Here is a 16,229-nt window from a genome sequence, read left to right as displayed (position 1 = left end):
CACTCACTTTTATTTAAATTGTTTAAGAAATTTTAAATCATTTTCAAAAAAAATGCGGATATCTGAAATACCATGATGAAGCATAGAAATTCTTTCTACTCCTAACCCAAAAGCATAACCAGAATATATTTTTGAATCAATACCAACATTTTTTAACACGTTCGGATGTACCATACCACAACCTAATATTTCTAACCATCTATTATTTTTCTCTAAAATGTCCACTTCAGAGGATAAAAAAGTAAAAGGAAAATAAGAAGGTCGAAATCGAATCTTCAAACTATTATTAAAAAAACAACCTAAAAATGATTCAATAATCCATTTCAAATTAGAAAAATTTACATTTCGATCAATTAATAATCCTTCTACTTGATGAAACATAGGAGTATGAGTAGTATCATGATCATTTCTATAAACTTTTCCTGGAACAATAATTTTAATTGGTAAACTCATTTCTTTCATTGATCTGATTTGCATATTAGAAGTTTGAGTACGAAGTAATCTATTTGAATCAAACCAAAAAGTATCATGATCAGTTCTAGATGGATGATTTTTTGAAATATTTAACGCATCGAAATTATGATATTCATCATCAATTTCGTGACCCTGAACAATTTTAAAACCTAATTTTAAAAAAAAATTCTCTATTTTGTTAATCATTGTAGTTATTGGATGTAACGTTCCAATATTACTTCTACGTCCATGCATAGACGTATCAATAAATTCTTTTTTTTCAAATATATTAATGTTACACAATTCTAATTTTTTTTTATGACTATCAATTTCAGTTAATAAATCAGTTTTTAATTTATTTAATATAACTCCAAATTTTTTTTTTTTTAAAAACGTACTTTTCAATACAAGCATTTGTTGAGGAATATATCCATTTTTTCCTAAATATTTAACTCTTAACAATTCCAATTCGTCTAAAGTTCTAGTTTTCTGAATTTCTAACGTTATCGATTTGATGCACTTTAAAGAATTAAACATAATGTTACTCTTTATTATATAGAATATTAAATTTATACAACTTTTAAAAACATAAAAAATTTTTTGTTAAAAAAGCCTCCAAGTTGGAAGCTTTTTAAAATTGTTTTAAAATTTAAAACAGCATAAGTCATAAATTATGCAAAAACCTAATAATTTTTTAAAATTTTTAAAATTTAAGAAAAATAATTACTATTTTTTATAAATTAATAATTTTTACAACGCATTTTTTGAACTCCTTACTAATAAATCGAAAGAAGTTTTATCAAAAATAGCAATATCAGACAACATTTTTCGATCAATGTCAATCGATGCTTTCTTTAATCCATACATAAATCGGCTATAAGAAATTTGATTCTCACGTACCGCAGCATTAATACGAGAAATCCATAATTTTCTGAATTGACGTTTTTTTTGACGACGATCACGATAAGAATATTGCCCTGATTTAATAACAGCTTGACACGCTGATCTATACGTTCTCGAACGTGCACCGTAATAACCTTTAGTTTTCTTTAATATCTTCTTATGACGATAACGAGCATTTACTCCACGTTTTACACGAGCCATATTATGTTATACTCTTTTAACATGAATTTAAATTTACTTTATAAATAAGGTAGAAATAGACGTATCTTTTTTTGATCGCATTTAGAAACCATTGCCTTCGAACGCAAATGCCTTTTGCGATCAGAAGATTTTTTTGTTAAAATGTGTCGCAAATTGGCTTGTTTACGTTTAAACATACCAGATGCAGTTTTCGTAAAACGTTTAGCTGCACTACGCAAAGTTTTTATCTTAGGCATTTCAATATTCCGTTAACAATACATATAACAAATATAATTAACCATAATTAAATAAAGTTTAGTAAAATAATACTATTTTCATTGCTGCTTTTTTTTAGGTGCTAAAACCATAATCATTTGACGACCTTCTATTTTAGAGGGAAACACTTCTACTAAAGATAATTCTAATAAATCATTTTTAATACGATTCAATACCTTTACACCAATCTGTTGATGTACCATTTCACGTCCTCGGAAACGCAAAGTTATTTTAACTTTATTTCCATTTTCTAAAAAACGTATAGAATTACGAAGCTTAACTTGATAATCACTTTCATCAGTACCAGGACGGAATTTTATTTCTTTCACGTTCACTACTTTCTGTTTTTTTTTCTGTTTTTTAATAGATTTACTTTTTTGATATAAAAACTTTCCATAGTTCATAATACGACATACCGGAGGTTCAGCATTCGGACTAATTTCAACTAAATCTACTCCTAATTCTTTTGCTCTCTTTAAAGCTTCGTGAAAAGCAACAATACCAATCTGTTCTCCATGAATATCAGTTAAACGTACCTTAGAAGAACGAATTTCATTATTTATACGGTTTGGTTTTAATATTTGAATTTTCTTTACGACTTTAATACTTTATTCCTCCAAAAGATGTAAACTTCGGTTAACAATTTCTTTTTGCAATTTTGAAACGAAATATTGTATGTCTACTAATTCAACGTTCTTTCCTGATCGAGTTCTAAAAGTAACTTTATTTTTAGCTACTTCCTTATCTCCACAAATAACAATATATGGAATTTTTTTTACAATGCATTCTCTGATCTTAAAACTAACTTTTTCACTTCTTACATCTAATTTTACTCGTATACCTAAATAAAACCAACTATTAAATAATTTCTCAGCATATTTAATATGACTTCTATTTACACTTATAATTACTACTTGAACAGGAGATATCCATGTTGGAAAATTTCCAGAATATTCTTCTATTAAAATCCCAATAAATCGTTCGATAGAACCCAAAACTGCTCTATGAATTATTATTGGAACTACTTTCGCATTATTTTCATCAATATAAAAAGCCCCTAAATTCATAGGTAAATAAAAATCTAATTGTATAGTTGCACACTGCCAAACTCTTCCTAAACAATCCAGTAATGATAATTCAATTTTCGGGCCATAAAATGCACCTTCTCCTTTTTGATATTCAAATAATATATTATTTTCTTTTAACGAAAACTTCAAATTATCTTCAGCTCTATCCCAAATTGCATCGCTTCCAATTCTATTTTCAGGACGAGTTGATAATTTCACTAAAATTTTTTTAAAACCAAATACTTCATATACATCATAAATCATTTTTATGCAATTACTAATTTCATCACAAACTTGATCTTCTCTACAAAAAATGTGAGCGTCATCTTGTGTAAAATGCCTAATTCTCATTAATCCATGTAAAGAACCTGATGGTTCATTTCTATGACAACTTCCAAACTCCGAAATACGAACAGGAAGATCTCGATAAGAATGCAGAACATTATTAAAAATTTGCACGTGACCAGGGCAGTTCATAGGTTTAATTCCATATACATTTTTTTCGGAACTTGTCATAAACATAAGGTCTTGATAATTGTCTAAATGCCCACTCTTTTCCCAAATCTTTATATCCATAATTGATGGTGTTTTGACTTCTTGATAACAATATCTTTGCAACTTTTCTCGTATAAGTGTTTTCAATTCTCGAAAAATGATCATTCCGTTATGATGCCAAAAAATCATACCCGGGGATTCTTCCTGAAGATGATACAAATCTAACCTTTTGGATAATTTCCTATGATCACGTTTTTCAGACTGTGCTATATACTCTAAATATTTTTTCAAATCGCATGATGAAGCCCAAGCAGTTCCATAAATTCTTTGTAAAATTTTATTTTCTTTATTCCTATCCCAATACACACCAGAAAATTTTAGTAATTTAAAATATTTACAAAAAGATACATCCGGAACGGCAATGTCAAATTGAAAATCAACATAATTTTGATGAAAGCACAAAGAAACGGATTTATTACCATCAAAATCATTTTTTAAAACTAATAACTTATATTTTTCAGAACGCTCTTGAAAAATCTTGTGTGCCTTTTCCCACGTAACTTTATGGGTACAAACTTTGTATTTTCTTTTACAAACATTTAACATTTGAGATTCTAATAAACTCATATGTGAACTCGTAAACACAAAGTCACATTCTATGTCACAATAGAATCCATTTTCTATGACAGAACCTGTCCCAATTTTTACGTTCGGCCAAAGTTCTTTTGCAGCGTGTCCTAAAATGCAAATAAAAGTATTTCGTATAATGTTTAAAAAAGTTAAATTATTATTATAAATAATTTCGACATAAGCATCATAACTTATGATAGTATCTCTACTTAGACTAATATCATTAACATTTCCAAAACAAAAATTTTTTACTAAATTTGGTGAAATATCATTTGCAATTTCAAAAAGTGAAACAGAACTGTTATATATTAATTTACGTCCATCAGATAACGTAATAACCGGCATTTCAAACCCTTAGAAACATTTTATTGACTGTATTCTATCGAAGAGTAAAATATAAACTATTATGTTTAAATTTAAAAATATAAAAAATTAAATAAAAATATTAAATCTTAAAAATTGAATTTATATATTCACTAATTACATAACTAAAAAATATTAATTAAAATCGCCATATAACAATTAAAATTAAAATCGACTATTCACAGCATTTGCTAACTGCTTAAGAATATATATACTATCATTCCATCCTAAACAAGGATCTGTTATTGATTTTCCATAAATTAATTTTTTTTCATCAACTACTTTTTGAGAACCTTCTTCTATAAAGCTCTCAATCATAACACCAAATATAGCAGTAGAACCATCTCTTATTTGCTTAGCTATCGATTCCCCTACATCACATTGGCGTCTATGTTGTTTTAAACAATTTCCATGACTAAAATCAATCATTAAATATTCTGGAAGATTAAATTCTTGTAAATACCTTACAGTTAAATCTATATCTTTAGCATGATAATTTGGAGATTTTCCTCCACGCATAATAACATGACCGAATGGATTTCCACTAGTATGATTTATAGTCATCTTTCCATGCTTGTTAGGTGCTAAAAACAAATGTTTAACACTAGCAGCACGAATAGCATCTATTGCAATGCGTATATTTCCATCAGTTCCATTCTTAAATCCTACCGGGCAAGATAACGCAGATGCCATTTCACGATGAATTTGACTTTCAGTAGTTCTCGCACCTATTGCACCCCAACTTATTAAATCTGCTATAAATTGTCCAATAACTATGTCTAAAAATTCAGTAGCAGCCGGGAGACCTAATGAATTAATATCTAAAAGTAACTTTCTAGCTATTGATAAACCATGATTAACACGAAAACTACCATCTAAATCAGGGTCTGAAATGAGTCCCTTCCATCCTACTACAGTACGCGGCTTTTCAAAATAAGTACGCATTACAATTTCAAGACGAGAAAAATATTTTTTTCGCAATTCATTTAATCTTTGTGCATATTCTACGGCAGCTAAAGGATCATGTACTGAACATGGGCCTATTACAACTAACAAACGCGAATCAGTTCCTGTCATAATATTAGCTATATTCTTTCTAGCTTTAATAACAGTATCCATAATAGAAGAAGTAATCGGATAATGGTGTGCTAACTCAACTGGAGTAATTAATGGATCAATTCGTATTGTTCTCAATTCATCTGTTTTCTTCATATTTTTCTCTAAATTTCCTTTACATACAATATAAACAATAATTTTATTAAAAAAAATATTGGTTATAAATTTTGTAACAGTACATGTTAAAGATAAAAACAATAATTAAAAAATATTCTGTATAAAACATTTCTATAAATTTGTTTCTAAAAACATTTTTATTGAAAATAATTGTAAAATTGTTATGTATATATAATAAAAAATTTTTGAATCCATTAAATTTTACTATTATAACTACCATATTTTCTAAAACTCATATATTTTTAAAAAATTAAAAATATTTTAAATATACATATGTAATATTTAAATATATTTTCAAAAAAACGTACAAAAATTGTAACTCTAAAATGGTTATAAACTCTAAATTTAATATTAATTCGCATGAATATTACAAGTACTTCGCTATTTCATTATAATTATTATTAAATTTACATTATGTAAAATTTTCTTATTATGAATAATAATCATTAATAAATTATAAAAACACTTCAAGAACCAATAGAAATAGTTTCATATTTCTAATATGAGTTAATCTTTAAAAAAGACATACTCAAAATAGTCCTAAATAATACAGATTATTACTTATTTTTAATTTTGTTCTTTAATAAAAAATGTTTTTTCGATTCTTTCGATAAAGAACTCGGAGCTGGAATTTCATCCATCCAAGAAGAAATAAGACGATATGATATAACTAATACTACCGGTCCAACAAATAGACCAATCATACCAAATGCAATTAATCCACCTATAACTCCTGATAAAATTAATACAGTTGGTAAATCAGCACCCATACGTATAAGAATAGGACGTAATATATGATCTAAAACACATACTATACAACTCCATACTAGCAAGACTGTTCCCCAAGTAGTGTTACCGTTCCAATATAACCATACAATTGCTGGAATTAGTACAGGTAATGGACCTAATTGAACTAAACAAAAAATAATTATCAATATCATTAGTAAAGAAGAATAAGGAATACCAGAAACAGCTAATCCTATACCTCCTAAAATACCTTGAACTAATGCTGTAACAACGACACCTAAAGCTACTGCCCTAACAGCCTGACCAGCTAATAAAACAACTGAATCTCCAGAATTAGAACCTAAACGAATAGCAAAATGTCTAATTATATTTTTTGTTCTTTCACCATTCCAATATAATAAAGAACTAAAAACTAACATTAAAATTAAATGAATAACAAATCTACCAAAATGACCTACTTGAAGAATAAAAAATTCAGTAGTTTTACCCATATAAGGTTGTATTTTAGTAATTAATTCAGCACCACCTTCGTCTAACAATTTCTGATAACTTAAAAATAATTTTTCTCCGATAATAGGAATATCTTGTAACCAATAAAAATCTGGAAATCTTAAATTTTCTGAACTTAACCAACTGATTACTGATGTACTATTATCAATTAAACTGTTAACTAAACAAAAAATTGGAATAATAAAAATTAATAACAAGATAGAAATCATTGTTATAACAGCACACACTCTACTATTCCACAGTAAAAATCTAAGTTTTAAAAATATAGGCCACGTTGCTATTACTACCATACTAGCCCATGCAAACCCCAAAAAAAATGGTCGCATAATCCACAAACTAGAAAATATCATAATTATAATAAATATTAGAGAAAAAATAGCTTGAGGAAAATCTATACCTTCTCGTTTATTTCGCATATAAATACTACACCTTTATATTTTCTTAACTGCAGTTTATGCATATAATAGTCCAAAAAATTTGTTAAAAAATGTACTATATAGAATATAGTTAAATATGTTTCTTAAAAAAAAATTGTCATAAATAATAAACTTAAAAACGCTTTAAAAGTATATGTATACTATAACAGTATAATTATAGTACATATAATTCTTATATTACATTAATACGAATGTTTCGTCGATTAAAATATATTGAATATAATCAAAAAATTTAATATAATCGTTAACAATAAAAAACATCATAATATTTAATTTTTCATGTTTCATTAATTAATAAAATATATTAACATTTAAAAAATTTAAAATTTTAAAAAAATTTAATAACATTAATAACTATATTATGATTTTTCAACTTGTTTTATTAAAATGTATTAAATATACTTTTTTAAAGAAAACATAAAAAAAATAACCATTTTAAACTATCTCAAAAAAATATGACAAATATAACTATAAGTTGTAAGGCAATACAACAAATCCAAAAATTAATGAAAAAAGAAAATAAAATTGGAATTAAATTAGGCATAAAGAAATCAGGATGTGCTGGAATGAAATACTATATGAAATTCATAAAAGCAATCGATAAAAATGATGTTTGTCTAATTTCAAACAGTAACATAATAATCTCGGCGTATTCAAAACATGTTTTAATGTTAAACGGAACAAAAATAGATTTTGAAAAAGAAGGATTAAATTATAATTTTAAATTTAAAAACAAAAAAATTAAAGATTTCTGTGGATGTGGAGAAAGTTTTAACATTTAAACATTACAAATTCTAAAAAAATTTTCAAGATCACTTCAAACTCGAAAAAAATTTAATTCTCCCAACATATCAAACAAAATTTCTTCTTCCCTCTAGATAACAACGTATATCTTCCATAAAGGATATCATTTTTTGAAATAACATACATATCATCAGTTTTTTTTATATTATTAATAGCAATTGAATTAGCCAAAATCATATTTTTCGCCTGAGTTCGAGATACGGACAAAGAAGAATCAACTAACACTTGTTTCAAATCACGTATTCCTGAAATTTTCACCGAAGGGATACCATCCTGTTCTAATTGAAAAAAATCCGTTTTTTTTATATCTACAAAGTTACTATGAAATAAATATGAAGAAATTCGTTTAGCAGATTTAGCACCATTCTCACCATGAACTAATTTAGTTAAATACTCTGCAAGAAACAACTTATATTTATTAAGTTCTATATATGAGTTACACGATTCTATATCATCTATTTTCAAAATATCTAAATTTGTAAAAAACCTTAAAAACTTACATATGTCATAATCAGAAATATTAATCCAATATTGGTAAAACTTGTAAGGACTAGTTTTATTTTTATCTAACCAAATTGTGTTATTCTCTGTTTTTCCAAATTTAATTCCGTTTTTTTTAACTAAAAGAGGAAGTGTTAACCCAAAAACTTCATTACCATATAATCTTCGAACCAAATCAATTCCAGATATAATATTCCCCCACTGATCCGATCCTCCAACCTGTAAAATAACGTTATGTTTACGGTATAAAATAGAAAAATCATAGGCTTGTAACAAATTATATGAAAATTCTGTAAATGAAATCCCTGAATCTAAACGATTAATTCTTCTTTTAACCGCATCTTTAGAAATCATTTTATTAACAGAAAAATTTTTTCCAACAATGCGTAAAAACTTTAACAAAGAAAAATTTTTAAACCACTCATAATTATCTATAATTGTTTTACCACTGTTATGAATATTAAAATCTAGAAATAAAGATATTTGTTCGATAATAGCATTTTTCCAAATACTAACTAATTCTAATGAATTTAATTTCCTTTCAGATGTTTTAAAACTAGGATCACCAATTAAGCTAGTCGCACCACCAATCAAAGCAATAGGTTTATGACCAAATTCTTGAAACCTTTTTAAACATAATAATGGCAAAATGTGCCCTATATGCAAACTTTCTGCAGTTACGTCAAAACCACAATACAAAGAAATGCTTTTGTTATTAATTTCATGAATTATTTTTTTTTCATTTGTAATTTGTGCTATTAAATTTCTTACTTTAAACTCATTAATTAAGTTAATTTTGTGCATTCAATATCCTTTTATTACATCAAAATACAATAATTGTTGTTAATATAATATTATTATGTCAATATTAAACCAACAAAAATTTTTAATATATTGTGCCAAAGTTCGTAAAAACTTGTTCGAAATAATTTTTATTATAATCTTAATTTTATAATACGAACTATACATTGTTATTAACACAAATTTTAAATTAAATTATCTAAAAATATTTTTGATTTTTTTACTTTTTTATAAAATCACAACGTTCAAAAATAATACGAAATATAAATTTCAAACAATATTTCATTTTAAAAGTTTTTATATTTAAATTCACAGTAATTTTTAATTATGCATAAAGAACATTTCGGATGTTTAGATTTACACACATAGCGACCATGCAAAACAAACCAATTATGAAAATGAAACTTAAATTTTTCAGGAACAATGTCAAATAATTTCTTTTCCATATTTAAAATTCTTTTCTCTTTCACAAATCCTATTCTATTACATACTCTAAAAACATGAGTGTCTACTGCAATTGTATTTTTTTTAAAAATGCTATTTAAAATTATATTTGCAGTTTTTCTTCCAACTCCAGGCAAAGAAAGTAAATCAAACATATTGTTCGGTATTTTACCATGAAACTTATTTATTAAAATACTACAAGTTTGAATGATATTACGCGATTTTTTATTAAATAAACCTAGTGACTTTATTAGATCCTTTAGATTATCTACCCCAAGAAGCAAAAAAGACTTTGGAGTGTTTGTATGTTTGTATAAATTTTTAGTAACTATGTTTACCATACGATCAGTCGACTGTGCTGACAATATTACCGAAATTAACAACTCAAAATCTGAAGAAAATGTTAGCTCTATTTTTGGTTTAGGATTAATCTTAGAAAAAATAATTAAAATTCTATTTAATCTATTAAGATTTAAATTTCTCATTTTTTTCAAATTGTAATTTAGATTTTTTAGAACAATGATTATAATTATTAAAATTTATTTTTTTATCTATAAAATTTTTTCCAGCTAAAATAAATCCTAAAACCATAAAAGCACCAGCTGGATACAAAAAAAACAACATAACATAATCAACTTTAATTATTTTTACATAAAGAATTTTAGACCAAGATCCAAATAAATTTTCAATACCAAAAAATAATGTCCCACTACCAAATAATTCTCTAACTAACCCGATAAAAAATATTGCTAACGTTGATCCTAATCCTACAAATAATCCATCTAAAAAAGATACTAACACAGAACTATTTATAGCAACAAAATCAGCTCTTCCACATATAACACAATTAGTAATAATCAAAGGAATAAAAATTCCTAAAGATTGATATAAACTTAATGAATATGCATGTATTAACATATCAAAACAACTAACCACAGAACTAATAACCATTATATAAATAGGAATACGAATATTTTTTGGTATCCAAAATTTAAATATTGATATAATAACATTTGTAATAACTAAAACACATGTTGTAATTATACCTAAACCCAATGCGCTAGTAATATTTGTAGTAATCGCAAGAATAGGACACAATCCTAATAATTGTACTAACGAAGAATTTTGTGTCCATACTCCACAACAAAAAGTTTTAATAACATTATTCATGATTAAAATCACAACGTTTAAAGTTTGAGCTGTTAAATATTAACTTTTGTGTTAAATTTACAGTACGTTTAATTGCATTAATTACCGCTAATGGAGTAATAGTAGCTCCTGCAAACTGATCAATACTACCACCATATTTCTTTAAAGAGAATTTAGGATCATTTAATCCCAAAACAGTGATACCTGAAAATTTAGTAATCCAATTTGAAATTCTAACATCAATCTTATCTCCTAATCCCGGAGTTTCATGATGATCTAATATACGAACGCCTAATATCTTTTTATTCGGATTCAAAGATATGATTATTTTTATATCACCTGAATATCCATCCGGAGCTACTACTTTAAAAATTAAAGCTTTCAAAACGTTGTTCTTTTTAATCATCCAAAACTGATGATTTTCGTTATCTCCCAACAAAATGTTATTTATTGTATAACATGAAGTTTGAGTTCCTAGAAGAAGTTTTTGAGGAATAACAAAATTTAAAACCATTTTTTGATAATTTTCTTGTTGAGAAATTATTTTAGGTTTAGTAAATGCATACACTAAAATTACACTACCTGATGTAATAATAGAAGCAACAAATAATATTAATATAGAAAAATTATTTCTATTTAAAAAAGTCATTATTTCACTTTGCCATAAATCCGAGGTGGAGTATAATAATCTATTAACGGGACAATAGAATTAGATAACAATATCGAAAATGATATCGCATCAGGATATCCACCAAAACTCCTAATAACCCAAATTAAAATTCCGATAAAAAATCCTAATATTATGCGTCCTAATTTAGTAACTGAAGTAGTTACAGGGTCTGTTGCAATATAAAAAGCTCCAATCATAGTACTACCTAAAAATAACTGTACTAATGGAAAAATTTTCGTAGATCCAAAATAAAAAAAATCGATCGAATAAAAAACAAATAAAACTGATAGAATACCAAATGGTATTCTCCAACAAATAATCCTCTTTATCAACAAAAATAGTCCACCTATCAAAAAACTAAAATTAATAATTATCCAATGACGATAAAAACAAATACTATCTAAGAAAGAAGTAAACGAATCTACGTTAAATACAACACTCTTATTACGTATTCTTATCTGTTCTAAAGGAGTAACTTGAGTCATAAAATTAGACATCTCAAAAAATTTTAAAAACGTTCCGTAATAGTCTTCCAAATTAGTAAAAAAAATAATTGATATAACGTCTTTAAAATTTAGAACACTCGCAAATCCCAAATTATTTTGAAAAGTCCAATTAGTCATTACCACAGGGAAAGAAACTAATAATATTGCATATCCTGACATTGCAGGATTAAATACATTGTTACCTAACCCTCCATATAATTGCTTAGCTACAACAATTGCAAAAAAAGAACCTATAATAGATATCCACCATGGCGAAAAAATAGGTAAACTAAGTCCTAATAAAATTCCAGTTAACATTGCTGAAGATATATCACAAGAATTAAATTTTAATATTTTCTTTCGCAACTTTAAAAAAATTATTTCAAAGATTATTGACGAAAAAACAGATAAAAAAATCTGTATTAAAATTGCTACTCGAAAATAATAAAATTCTACTATTATTCCAGGAAGAATAGACAATATCACTAACAACATAATATTATTAGTACTTCTACAAAAATATATATCACTAATTTTAGTATACCTATAATTCATAACTTTTCTTAATATTGTAATTTCATTAAGTTACAACATTACCATTAGTAAATAATAATTACTTAATATTTCTTTTTAATTTAGCTCTATTTATTGCAGACTCAAGTTTTATTTTCATTATATGTTGGGAATTTAAAAAAGAATTAGATTCACAAACTTTATGTCTAATACTATCGTTTCTTTTTTCTTTTATAACATTGTTAGAATATATAATATTTTCATTAATCAATCCTGAAGCATGCACTCTACGTTGACGTAGCATAAACAATTTCTTAAATTTCTTAGACATATCATTCTGAAACTCTAATTTCTTTAATTCTAATTTCTCTTTTTTAAAATACGTTAAGAGAGGAATGTTACTCGGACATACTTGTTCGCATACTCCACATTCAATGCATTCATTAATATGATATCTTTTTGATTTTTCATGATCAAAAGACTTACTATAAAAATATAACTGTTCCGGTAATAATCGCATTGGACACGCTTTAGAACAAGCTGTACAACGAATACATGGAAGTTCTAATAAATTTTCCACAAAATCCGATTTGAATTTCAAAATGCTACTAGTAGTTTTTAAAATTGGAAAATTCAAATCATCAATAATGAATCCAGTTATCGGTCCACCTAAAATGATAGAAGAATTTTTAATATTAAACTTTGATAATATGTAGCTAATTGGAGTACCTATTCTAACTAAAACATTTTTTTGATACAACAGCTGCGCATCTGAAAGAGTTATAATCCTTTCTATTAATGGTTCGCTATTTAAAATTGCTCTTTTAATATAAAAAATAGTAGAAACATTAAATATAAGTATCCCTAAACTTATTGAACGTTTTCCTAACGGGACTTCTTTGTTAAATAAAGTTTTGATTAATTGTTTACTACTCCCTGAAGGGTATTTATTTTTTATTTTTCGTATTTTGAAATTAGGAAACGATTTAATTGCATTTTTAATCTTGATAAATGCTAATTTCTTATCATCTTCTATAGCGATTACAACGCTTTCAATTTTTAAAATACATGCAATAATTTGACATCCCTCAGCTATTTCTTTATAAAAATTTTGCATTAAACAATCATCTGATTGAACATAAGGTTCACTTTCAGCAGCATTTATTAGCAAAGTATGTACTTTTCCAATAGAAAATTCTATCTTTTTAGAAGATAAAAATCCAGAACCTCCTAATCCAATAATTCCATGATCATAAATTAATTTAATAAATGTATTAATACTAATATCTTTATAATTTTTTCTAAAAACTCGATGACCCCACGCATCTCTTCCGTCAGATTTAATAACAATAACACCAAAATATTTCCCTGAATAAAAATTAAACTTATTTTTAGAAATACTAGAAATTGTACCAGACGTAGGAGAATGAATTGGAGCAATATCGTCGTTACCTAAGGCTAAAACTTGACCACGAAAGACTATTTGTCCTATATATACTACAATTTTTTTTTTGAAACTAATTCTTGATCTATTAAAACAGTGAACGTTTCTGGAAGAGGAATATAACTTAATTTAGAAAAACATGAGCTATTTTTCATAGAATTACAATGTATTCCTCCATAAAAATCATTCATTTTTTTGGGGGAAAATATTGTTTTAATACAATTAAAATATAGTTTTATAACTTTATTAGCTAAATTACCACACTTATTAAAAAAGTTAGTGAAAATTTTCATTGTATGTTATTTTTTCTCTAATACAATTAGTAGGACATAAAGAAATGCATAAATTGCAACCAGTACACATATTTTTAACAACTGTATGCGTAAAGTTATAAGTTCCTATTATAGCGTCTACAGGGCAAATTAGTCTACATTTAGAACAACCAACACAATTTTCTTCATCAATTACAGCTGTTTTAAAAAAAGTATCTCCAGAAGAATTTAAATTATCATACTGCAACGTATCATCATTTAACAAATTTGCAATTTTTAAAACTGTTTCATTTCCACCAGGAATACATTTATCTATTTTTTCATTTTTTTCCACAATTGCAACAGCATAAGAGTAACACCCAGGATAATCACATTGTGCACATTGTGTTTGAGGAAGAAGTTCATCAATTTTTTCTATTATAGGATCAGCATCTATATGAAATCTATATGTTACAAAATTTACTATAAATCCTAAACAAACGCTCAAAGCGCTAAAAAAAAGTATAGAATATAAAAAAAAAATCATGTTTTTACTAAGCCACTAAATCCCATAAACGCAACAGACATCAAACTAGCCGTAATTAAAGCAATCGGGTTTCCTCTAAATAGAATAGGAACGTCAGACAAAGATAAACGTTCTCTTATACTAGAAAAAATAACTAAAATCAAAAGAAATCCAATAGAAGAACTTAACCCGTATAAAAATGATTCAAAAAAACTAAAATTTAAATGCAAACTTAATAAAGGTATAGCTAATACTGAACAATTACTAGTTATTAAGGATAAATATATACCTAATAACCTATACAAAACAGGACTAACTTTTCTCATTATTATTTCAACAATTTGCACACTAACTGAAATTATCAACATATAAGTCATAATTCTTAAACATTCTAAATTTAACAGTACTAAGACATGAGAATTAATTAAATAAATAATAATTGATGTACACGTTATTACAAAAACAGTAGCACATCCTAACCCCATTGCAGAAACAAACTTTTTGGACGTCCCCATAAACGGACATAATCCTAAAAATTGTGTCAAAACTAAATTGTTTACTAAAATATTACTTAAAAAAAATGAAAAATAATTCACAGTTTAATATACACCTAAATTTTAAATTTTAAATTCCAAAAAAATAAACATCTAAAAACTTCTCGCGAATCCAGGAAAATACTAAAAACTTTTATATTACTCTTTTATAATACATATATCTAAAATATTTTCATTAAATATTTGAAATTAATCGATTTGTACTATCTACTATCACTTTAGTAAGATAATCAATTTCTATGTTGACAAAATCTCCAAGTCTTTTTTTTCCAATAGTAGTATGAGACAATGTTTCTGGAATTAAAGATACACAAAATACGTTTTTATTAATATTTCCAACTGTTAAACTTATTCCATCAATGCATATAAAACCTTTGTAAAAAATATATTTCATAAAAAAAAAGTTATCTAATTTTACCCATATTTCCTTATTATAATTAGAAACAACAATTTTTGAAATCTTTGCAGTCGTCATGACATGTCCAGATACTAAATGACCTCCAATTTCTCCTCCAAATTTTACAGATCTTTCAATATTAATTTCTTGATTCTCGACAAAGTTTATAAAATTTGTTAATTTTAGAGTTTCTTGAACAAGATCAACACTTACTGTATTATTTTCAATTTCATTAATAGTCAAACAGCATCCATTACATGATATAGAGGATCCTAATAATAACGTTTTAGTACTAATTTTATCAAATTGTAAGACCCATTTAATAAAATTATCAAATTTTCTTATCCGTATTATCTTTGCAATATCTTGAATAATTCCAGTAAACATATAATTCCT

At 25.9% G+C, this 16,229-nt stretch carries 18 protein-coding genes; 1 reads left to right on the top strand and 17 read right to left on the bottom strand.

The features are described 5' to 3' along the window. Positions 1 to 9: 9 nt before the first annotated feature. The 7 genes from pheS to ydiK form a co-directional block, all read right to left on the bottom strand. Complete coding sequence (gene pheS / locus XW81_RS00625; RefSeq protein ID WP_075473934.1) at positions 10 to 990, bottom strand: phenylalanine--tRNA ligase subunit alpha; 981 nt, start codon at positions 988 to 990, stop codon at positions 10 to 12. A 213-nt stretch (positions 991 to 1,203) separates the two neighbouring features. Then, positions 1,204 to 1,557, bottom strand: a complete 354-nt coding sequence (gene rplT / locus XW81_RS00620) for a 50S ribosomal protein L20 (RefSeq protein WP_075473932.1) — start codon at positions 1,555 to 1,557, stop codon at positions 1,204 to 1,206. A 38-nt stretch (positions 1,558 to 1,595) separates the two neighbouring features. Further along, positions 1,596 to 1,793, bottom strand: a complete 198-nt coding sequence (gene rpmI / locus XW81_RS00615; protein ID WP_075473930.1) for a 50S ribosomal protein L35 — start codon at positions 1,791 to 1,793, stop codon at positions 1,596 to 1,598. Positions 1,794 to 1,871: 78 nt separating this feature from the next. Beyond that, positions 1,872 to 2,417 carry a translation initiation factor IF-3 gene (gene infC, locus XW81_RS00610; RefSeq protein WP_075473928.1) on the bottom strand — a complete coding sequence of 182 codons (546 nt, stop codon included), beginning with the start codon at positions 2,415 to 2,417 and terminating at the stop codon, positions 1,872 to 1,874. A gap of 3 nt (positions 2,418 to 2,420) precedes the next feature. Continuing rightward, positions 2,421 to 4,349, bottom strand: coding sequence for a threonine--tRNA ligase (gene thrS, locus XW81_RS00605; protein WP_075473926.1), 1,929 nt, complete (start codon positions 4,347 to 4,349; stop codon positions 2,421 to 2,423). Between the two features lie 183 nt (positions 4,350 to 4,532). Then, positions 4,533 to 5,579: a 3-deoxy-7-phosphoheptulonate synthase gene (locus tag XW81_RS00600; protein ID WP_075474420.1), complete on the bottom strand. Its 1,047-nt coding sequence runs from the start codon at positions 5,577 to 5,579 to the stop codon at positions 4,533 to 4,535. Positions 5,580 to 6,157: 578 nt separating this feature from the next. Continuing rightward, the gene (gene ydiK, locus XW81_RS00590) at positions 6,158 to 7,273 is read right to left on the bottom strand and encodes an AI-2E family transporter YdiK (RefSeq protein WP_075473922.1); all 1,116 of its coding nucleotides are present in this window, start codon (positions 7,271 to 7,273) and stop codon (positions 6,158 to 6,160) included. 476 nt (positions 7,274 to 7,749) lie between these two features. Between ydiK and XW81_RS00585 the strand changes: the two genes are divergently transcribed. Continuing rightward, on the top strand, positions 7,750 to 8,076 hold the full coding sequence (locus tag XW81_RS00585) for a HesB/IscA family protein (protein ID WP_075473920.1): 327 nt from the start codon (positions 7,750 to 7,752) through the stop codon (positions 8,074 to 8,076). Positions 8,077 to 8,128: 52 nt separating this feature from the next. On the opposite strand, the gene tyrS is transcribed toward XW81_RS00585, so the two are convergent. The 10 genes from tyrS to XW81_RS00540 form a co-directional block, all read right to left on the bottom strand. Next, the gene (tyrS, locus tag XW81_RS00580; RefSeq protein WP_075473918.1) at positions 8,129 to 9,403 is read right to left on the bottom strand and encodes a tyrosine--tRNA ligase; all 1,275 of its coding nucleotides are present in this window, start codon (positions 9,401 to 9,403) and stop codon (positions 8,129 to 8,131) included. A 284-nt stretch (positions 9,404 to 9,687) separates the two neighbouring features. Continuing rightward, entirely contained in the window at positions 9,688 to 10,329 is a 642-nt protein-coding gene (gene nth / locus XW81_RS00575; RefSeq protein WP_075473916.1) for an endonuclease III, read from the bottom strand. Then, positions 10,310 to 11,014, bottom strand: coding sequence for an electron transport complex subunit E (locus XW81_RS00570; RefSeq protein ID WP_075473915.1), 705 nt, complete (start codon positions 11,012 to 11,014; stop codon positions 10,310 to 10,312). The genes nth and XW81_RS00570 overlap by 20 nt, the downstream gene beginning before the upstream one ends. Next, on the bottom strand, positions 11,007 to 11,642 hold the full coding sequence (rsxG, locus tag XW81_RS00565; RefSeq protein WP_075473913.1) for an electron transport complex subunit RsxG: 636 nt from the start codon (positions 11,640 to 11,642) through the stop codon (positions 11,007 to 11,009). Before rsxG ends, XW81_RS00570 begins: the two co-directional genes overlap by 8 nt. Next, positions 11,642 to 12,703 carry an RnfABCDGE type electron transport complex subunit D gene (locus XW81_RS00560; RefSeq protein ID WP_075473911.1) on the bottom strand — a complete coding sequence of 354 codons (1,062 nt, stop codon included), beginning with the start codon at positions 12,701 to 12,703 and terminating at the stop codon, positions 11,642 to 11,644. The genes rsxG and XW81_RS00560 overlap by 1 nt, the downstream gene beginning before the upstream one ends. 58 nt (positions 12,704 to 12,761) lie before the next feature. Further along, positions 12,762 to 14,144: an electron transport complex subunit RsxC gene (rsxC, locus tag XW81_RS00555; protein WP_228860894.1), complete on the bottom strand. Its 1,383-nt coding sequence runs from the start codon at positions 14,142 to 14,144 to the stop codon at positions 12,762 to 12,764. A 14-nt stretch (positions 14,145 to 14,158) separates the two neighbouring features. Further along, entirely contained in the window at positions 14,159 to 14,296 is a 138-nt protein-coding gene (locus XW81_RS02880; RefSeq protein WP_228860885.1) for a hypothetical protein, read from the bottom strand. A gap of 85 nt (positions 14,297 to 14,381) precedes the next feature. Next, the gene (locus XW81_RS00550) at positions 14,382 to 14,903 is read right to left on the bottom strand and encodes an RnfABCDGE type electron transport complex subunit B (protein WP_075473910.1); all 522 of its coding nucleotides are present in this window, start codon (positions 14,901 to 14,903) and stop codon (positions 14,382 to 14,384) included. Then, positions 14,900 to 15,478, bottom strand: coding sequence for an electron transport complex subunit RsxA (gene rsxA / locus XW81_RS00545; protein ID WP_075473908.1), 579 nt, complete (start codon positions 15,476 to 15,478; stop codon positions 14,900 to 14,902). Before rsxA ends, XW81_RS00550 begins: the two co-directional genes overlap by 4 nt. Before the next feature lie 133 nt (positions 15,479 to 15,611). After that, positions 15,612 to 16,220: a riboflavin synthase subunit alpha gene (locus XW81_RS00540; RefSeq protein WP_075473906.1), complete on the bottom strand. Its 609-nt coding sequence runs from the start codon at positions 16,218 to 16,220 to the stop codon at positions 15,612 to 15,614. Positions 16,221 to 16,229 lie beyond the last annotated feature (9 nt).

The organism is Buchnera aphidicola (Schlechtendalia chinensis), assembly GCF_001648115.1.
Taxonomy (GTDB): domain Bacteria; phylum Pseudomonadota; class Gammaproteobacteria; order Enterobacterales; family Enterobacteriaceae; genus Buchnera_B; species Buchnera_B aphidicola_N.
The sequence above is the reverse complement of the archived record's forward strand: the minus strand, read 5'-3'. Positions and strand labels throughout refer to the sequence as shown.